Source organism: Maritalea sp. (assembly GCF_047634455.1).
GTDB lineage: Bacteria > Pseudomonadota > Alphaproteobacteria > Rhizobiales > Devosiaceae > Maritalea.
Map to the genome: position 1 here is coordinate 22387 of NZ_JBLIAI010000033.1, position 6090 is coordinate 28476.

Consider the following 6090-nt stretch of genomic DNA (forward strand, 5'->3'; position numbering starts at 1 on the left):
ACATGGACATTAGAAATTGGCGAATTGACGCGAAAGTTTCACAACGTGAATTGGCAGTGCAGCTAGGCATTTTGGGTGCCAATCCTGCGCGCACCTTGCAGCGTTATGAATGTGGTGAGTCGCAAATGCCTGCACCTATGGTCGATCGTCTCACAACGCTTTCGAGTGGCAAAGTTAGCGCGCAAGATATGCACGAAACACGAATTGAATGGTTGAGCGTCAATCGGCCCTCTGAGTTGATTAGTATCCCTAGCGATGAGGCATCCGCATGAGTGCCTCACTTTTTTCTCCCTGTGGGCCGCGTGAGCACGTGTGGCACACCAACTCGGGTGCGTCTCTTTCTGCGCGTGTCATTGGTCCAAAAACCGGCCTCCACTTTTGGGTGACACGCGTTGGAACCTCCCTGGCGCATCCGCTTTTTATTCTGGACCGTTGTGAGCGCAACGAGCCCCAATGTGGGGTGCAGACCGGCTGCAAGAGCAGGGCGCGGGGCGTTTTCCCTTTGGCGCTGAAAAACTGCGCTTTGTTCTTGCGCCAATTCGCATTCGGCCTCGGCTTGTTCAAGCGCTTTAAGCGCCAATTTCAACTGTGGTGTTGTGATCTGTTTCATGTGTCGAGCGTTTCACGCTCGGGCAAAACTGTCACACGGCAAGCAAAAGAGAGTTGCCATGCCTAACCTAGCGCAAATCACAGCTGATAATTGGGCTGCATTGATTGCGGCCACGCGCCATCAAGTGCGGGTGTGTGGCGGCAATGAGGCTTGCGCATCGATTTCGCAGCGCATCAAGCGGCACCAGACTTTTTCGGATTACTACAATCCCAACCAAGCTTCCATGATGCCGATCGATGTGGTGGCCGAGCTGATGCGCGAAAGCGGCGATGTGCGCATTGTGCAGACCTTGGCGCGGATGGTTGGCCATGAAGTGGTGGCGCTGCCGCAATTGCCTGCGCGGTTTGCTGACCTGCAAATGGCATTAGGCCGGACCAGCAAAGAGGTTGGTGAGGTGTTCACCCGCATTGGCGAAAGCCTTTCAGATGGCACATTCGACAAGGGTGAACGGCAAGCCACGATCAATGAAATTGATGAGGCGATAGGTGCTTTGGTGGCGCTGAAGCAAGTTGTGGGTGAGGGCGAATGATTAAAGTGCTTGTCTCCAAAATTGAAACTGAACCAACGCCACAATGTTGCGCTGACGCTGGCCATGATTGGTGCGGTCAAAACAATAAACGTATGGAAAGTTTTTATGCCGAACGCGGCTGGGATAGCTCGAAATGCCGCCGTTTTTCTGCCTATGAAATTGATGGCGAACCATTCTGCACGCAACACGCGCGCATGGTCGCTTTGAACAAGTTGATCCAGCGTGAAGGGATCGTGTCGTGAGCAAGTTTGCAGACCTTCAGCCCCATCCATATGCCGATATGTTCCCCTATATGGTGGGTGCGGACCGCACTGAATTTGTGAGCGACATTCGCCAGAATGGTTTGCAAGAGCAGATTATTTTGCTGGATGGTAAGATCCTTGACGGGCGCAATCGCTATCGGGCGTTGAAGGACATCGGTGAATATGGGGTGCGGCACTTCATTGATTTTGAAATGCACTGCAAGCTGGCCAACATTTCGCCTGATCCTTTGCAATTTGTTCTGTCGAAAAACCTGCATCGTCGGCAATTGACTGAAAGTCAGCGCGCCATGGTTGCGGCGGCGCTGGCCAACATGACCAGCGGACGCAATGCGCAATCTAAGTCTGCAAATTTGCAGACTTTGCCGCAAACATCGGTAAAAGAAGCGGCCAAGCAATTGAATGTTTCTGCGCGCTCGGTGGCGGATGCCAAAAAGGTTATGGCAGAGGCTGCGCCTGAGGTTGTTGAGGCTGTGCGAACCGGTGATGTGAAGGTGAGCGCGGCGGCTCACCTCGCATCATTATCACGTGATGAGCAGGTCGATTTGATCCGCGAGGCTGCGCCACAGGCTGTTGCCAAAGTGGCCAAAGAACAGCGCGACAAAAAGACTGCTGATAAAAAAGCCAAACGCGCGCAGAAAGAACAGGCGCTTGCGGGCAAGGCGGTCGCCCTGCCGAAAGAGAAATTTCAGGTTATTTTGACCGATGATGAATGGCAGTTTGAGCCCTATTGCCGCGAAACGGGCATGGACCGGGCTGCCGACAACCACTATCCAACAAGCGATATGGATGCTTTGGGCAGGCGCGACATTGCCAGAATAGCGGCGAAAGATTGTGTGTTGTTCATGTGGGCGACGGTGCCAATGCTGCCACAGGCCATTGCGCTGATGCAAAGCCGGGGCTTTGCCTATAAATCGAACTTGGTTTGGGTAAAAGAAGGGCGCAAAGGCACCGGTTATTGGTTCCGCAATTGCCATGAATTGTTGCTGGTAGGTACGCGTGGCGACATTCCAGCACCGGCCATGGGCGAACAAGCTGACAGCGTGATTAAAGCGCCTGTTGGCAAGCATAGCGAAAAGCCAGATGCCGCTTACGAGGTGATTGAACGCTATTACCCGAACGCCAAAAAGATTGAACTGAATGCGCGTCGCGCGCGCCCTGGTTGGTTTGTATGGGGCAATGAAGCACCAGAAACTGCACCGAAAAGTGAACCCGAAACGCTGCCCGCCAAAGTGCCAAAAATGAAGAAACTGGCCAAGGCTGAAGCTTTGCTTGGTGGCGATCAGCCGAGCATTGATGCGGTGTTTAGGCCCGTGCCGGACGGTCAGCCAAGTGTGAAAGATTTGCTAGTTGCGCATACCGAAATCGAACACACAGACGCGAAAGGCAAGGTGCAAAGCCTAACCGTGCTTAAGGTCAATGGCCCTTATGACATGAATGGCGCGACCACCTTTTCAATCGCGGCCATCGCCAGCAAAAAGTTTGATCCGACCAAGAACCAAAAAGGCGATTGGTTTGGTGGTTGGGTGGCAGTGGATGGCAAAATATTGCCTGCGGATATCAATTCGAATGAACGCATTCGATTGAATATGGCGGTGGCGGAATGAACGCAATCCTTGCCCAATTGCCGCCATGGAAAACCCTGCAAAAGGCATCCAAACTGGCCGTGATCAACATTATGGATCGCGACGGGATAAGTGCTGGGCAAGTTGCAGAGCAGCTCGGATGCAGTCGCAATGCAATACTTGGTTTCAAGCACCGTGAAAAACTGAAAACTGGCGAAATCTGTATCGTTGCTGAAGCCGCCGTAGCCTCAGAAAAAGCAACCACCATCAAGAAAAAGCGCGGTCAGGTTGACGCTTCATTGCGCCACAAATTGCTCTATCGGTTTGACCCAGAAAAGCAGGCTGCATCGGCGCAACAGAATACCAAAGTTGGTGTGCTGAAGGCAATCACTATGGGCCACTATGCCAATCGCCACGCGCTTTTGATCACCTTTATGGAGTTGGATGCCAGATCGTGCAGGTGGCCGATTGAAACAGGCATGTCCACCCGTTTTTGCGGATTGGACACAGGCGTTGCGTCAGAGACCTATTGCAGAGAACACAGCATGCTGGCCAAGGGAACTTGGAAAGCACCAGTTGATGATTGGCCAATATACCAGGTGGAGGCAACCCATGTCTTATAGCGCTTCACCAAATCATAACCGCGCACCAGAGCGGCGCTTTGTGGGCAAGGTTGCCCTAGAGCCAAGCGGCGATCATCGCATCCTGTTGCACATGGATGGAACGCCGTTTGAGTTGGACTTTACCGAAGAAGATGCCCGGACAGCCATTAAGCTGCTTGAACAGGGGCTAACGCAAATCATGTGGGAGTGCCGCTTAATCGGCAAAATTGCGTTGGAGCCAAGTGGTGATCACCGGATCCTGTTGCACATGGATGGAACGCCGTTTGAGTTGGACTTTACCGAAATGGACGCGCGCAGAACCATTGATCTGCTTCAAAGAGGACTGGAGCAAATCCGATGGGAAGACGCGCGGCTAACCGATCGTATGCACAGAGCGGTGAAGGGCATCGAATGATGGACATAGCAATGCCTACTGACAATTGCCCATGTTGTGGTGGTGAAATCATCGATCAGACACAAGTGCTGATAGATGAAGATACGGGCATCTTAGTGCGCAACGGCTATTTTGTGTCGCTTCCCATTCGCGAATTTGAATTGTTTCAAGTTCTTTGGCGCGCCAAAGGGCGTGTCCAGTCGAAAGAGGCCATCCTTGATGGGGTCTATTGGCAAAGCAAGGATTGCGAACAGCCCGAAATCAGAATCGTCGACGTTTTCGTCTGCAAGATACGCCCAAAAATCAAACCGCTTGGCATTGTGATCGAAACCTGCTGGGCGCGCGGATACCGCATTGTTGAAAAGGAACTAGAAACCAATGCCTGAAATCAACATGGAAATAGGCGCACAACCGGCGCTTGAATGGGTACCAGTCAATTTGATTGATGTGGACAGTAACTACCAACGCGAAGTTGATGGTGCGCGTGTAAACAAGATTTTGCGCGACTTTAAATGGGACCACTTTGGTGCGGTTGTTTTGGTGCCCGCTGATGATGGTCGCTATTTTGTGACGGACGGTCAACATCGGGTGAAAGCTGCGTCGTTGCATCCAATGATTGAGCAGGTGCCTGCGACCATCGTCACTAAGGGCGAGTTGAAAGACGCTGCCGGCAACTTTCTCGCCATCAACCGTGATCGCAAGGCGGTGAATGCGATTGAGAAATATTGGGCAGGTATGGCCGCTGAAGATGCGGATTGTTTGCGCATTGGCGCAGCTTTAAGCGAAGCCGGTTGCGATATCGTGCCAGAACATGGCTATGCACGGCCAAATCTCACTCATTCAGTGACTTCAATTGGGCGCGCGCTGAGGCGCGATGGTCACAGTGCTGTGGTTAAGGCAATGCAAACCATTTGCCGCGCACGCCCATCCGATAACGCGGCTCTGAAGGGCACGCTAGTAAGTTCCGTGAGCCAAGTGATTAGTGAAAACGAGAGTTGCGACTTGGACCGCCTTTCCACCGTGTTAGTGCCACTTCGTGACAACGAGCGAAACAACACGATTGAAGCACATAAAAATCTGAATGGTAGTGGGTCAATGCGGGCGTGCGCCGGTGCCATTGTTGCGATGTACAATAAGGGGTTGAGCGCCAAGAAAATCAGCGAACCCAAAAATCGGGCAAATTGATGATTGAGTCAAGCACGTTGCAGCGTCGCCATGGCATCGGCATATTGGGTCCGAAAACTGTCCAAGAGTTGGTAGCTGTCGTTCAGGTGACCTTCTTCACTGGACGTAAGGGTGTCAAAGTCCTCGGCAACTGTATCAAGGTCGTCGGACGCTTGGTCGATTTCTGCCAAAATGGTGCTGATCAGCGCCGTGACGTTCTGATCGCGAATTTCAGCGGCGACAATGGCATCGACGTGGATTTTGTACTTTTGCCATCGTTTGACGTTGGCCAAGACAATGCGGGTGGCTTCAAGCAATTGGTGTGTGTCGCTAGCCGAAACGGGGGCTGTGAACTGCTGATGCTTTGCAGCGGCGACTTGCCTTTGCCTTTCTTGGTAAGCACTCTCTCTCGGTGGGGCGGGCTTGCTAAGCGCCGCGCCAAACGACCACAGACCAATACCAAGCGCCAAGGCTGCGACACCCAATTGACTGTTGCCAATGGCAAAAGAAATTGCACAAAAAATCAGGGCGAAAACGCCAGCCATCTTGCTCAAAATACCCATAAGTGTCCCTCAAAACCGCCAAAAAATATGGCGCTAGTTTCGATAGGCACGAAGAAGAGTCAATACCCGCATTTGACAAATCATCTATTTGAGCGCATGATTCTGATGCTTCTGGAGACAGAAGTCAGGATTCAGACCCCTGTGAACTTCACGGCGCTCACCACGCCCCAAAAGCGTGGTTTTTTGTGTCTAGGCTTCGGCCTAGACCCTATGGGGTGGGCGATCAGGCTGCGCAAGCAGGCCTGGGCATATTTCCGTGAGGTTTGTCTAGGTGGTCTGAACCTGTTCGTCCCACCCCGCCTAATTTGCGAGTTTCAGACCTCGTTGGGCGGCTTATCACGGAGAGCCACCATGAGTGAGCAAAGGGCGAATTGCGCCGCCACCACGCGCAAGCTTTTATTAG

At 52.5% G+C, this 6090-nt stretch carries 10 protein-coding genes; 9 read left to right on the forward strand and 1 reads right to left on the reverse strand.

Annotation, left to right across the window (positions count from 1 at the left end):
• Window positions 1-2: 2 nt before the first annotated feature.
• The 8 genes from ACJAZW_RS09720 to ACJAZW_RS09755 all read left to right on the forward strand — a co-directional run bounded on the left by ACJAZW_RS09720 (window position 3) and on the right by ACJAZW_RS09755 (window position 5145).
• On the forward strand, window positions 3-272 hold the full coding sequence (locus tag ACJAZW_RS09720; RefSeq protein ID WP_415157506.1) for a helix-turn-helix domain-containing protein: 270 nt from the start codon (window positions 3-5) through the stop codon (window positions 270-272).
• 396 nt (window positions 273-668) lie between these two features.
• Window positions 669-1139: a phage regulatory CII family protein gene (locus ACJAZW_RS09725; RefSeq protein WP_415157508.1), complete on the forward strand. Its 471-nt coding sequence runs from the start codon at window positions 669-671 to the stop codon at window positions 1137-1139.
• Window positions 1136-1381: a hypothetical protein gene (locus ACJAZW_RS09730; protein ID WP_415157510.1), complete on the forward strand. Its 246-nt coding sequence runs from the start codon at window positions 1136-1138 to the stop codon at window positions 1379-1381. Before ACJAZW_RS09725 ends, ACJAZW_RS09730 begins: the two co-directional genes overlap by 4 nt.
• Window positions 1378-3006, forward strand: coding sequence for an MT-A70 family methyltransferase (locus tag ACJAZW_RS09735; RefSeq protein WP_415157512.1), 1629 nt, complete (start codon window positions 1378-1380; stop codon window positions 3004-3006). Before ACJAZW_RS09730 ends, ACJAZW_RS09735 begins: the two co-directional genes overlap by 4 nt.
• Window positions 3003-3587, forward strand: coding sequence for a GcrA family cell cycle regulator (locus ACJAZW_RS09740; RefSeq protein WP_415157514.1), 585 nt, complete (start codon window positions 3003-3005; stop codon window positions 3585-3587). Before ACJAZW_RS09735 ends, ACJAZW_RS09740 begins: the two co-directional genes overlap by 4 nt.
• Window positions 3577-3981, forward strand: coding sequence for a hypothetical protein (locus tag ACJAZW_RS09745; protein ID WP_415157516.1), 405 nt, complete (start codon window positions 3577-3579; stop codon window positions 3979-3981). The genes ACJAZW_RS09740 and ACJAZW_RS09745 overlap by 11 nt, the downstream gene beginning before the upstream one ends.
• Window positions 3978-4346: a winged helix-turn-helix domain-containing protein gene (locus tag ACJAZW_RS09750; RefSeq protein WP_415157518.1), complete on the forward strand. Its 369-nt coding sequence runs from the start codon at window positions 3978-3980 to the stop codon at window positions 4344-4346. The genes ACJAZW_RS09745 and ACJAZW_RS09750 overlap by 4 nt, the downstream gene beginning before the upstream one ends.
• Window positions 4339-5145, forward strand: a complete 807-nt coding sequence (locus ACJAZW_RS09755) for a DUF6551 family protein (protein ID WP_415157520.1) — start codon at window positions 4339-4341, stop codon at window positions 5143-5145. Before ACJAZW_RS09750 ends, ACJAZW_RS09755 begins: the two co-directional genes overlap by 8 nt.
• Window positions 5146-5153: 8 nt before the next feature.
• Here the strand turns inward: ACJAZW_RS09755 and ACJAZW_RS09760 are convergent, their stop codons facing one another.
• Window positions 5154-5609 carry a hypothetical protein gene (locus tag ACJAZW_RS09760; RefSeq protein ID WP_415157522.1) on the reverse strand — a complete coding sequence of 152 codons (456 nt, stop codon included), beginning with the start codon at window positions 5607-5609 and terminating at the stop codon, window positions 5154-5156.
• On the opposite strand from ACJAZW_RS09760, the gene ACJAZW_RS09765 reads away from it, so the two are divergent.
• Window positions 5610-6090 (forward strand): hypothetical protein (locus ACJAZW_RS09765; RefSeq protein WP_415157524.1); only part of this gene is annotated, 481 nt, incomplete at its 3' end. It abuts the gene before it with no gap.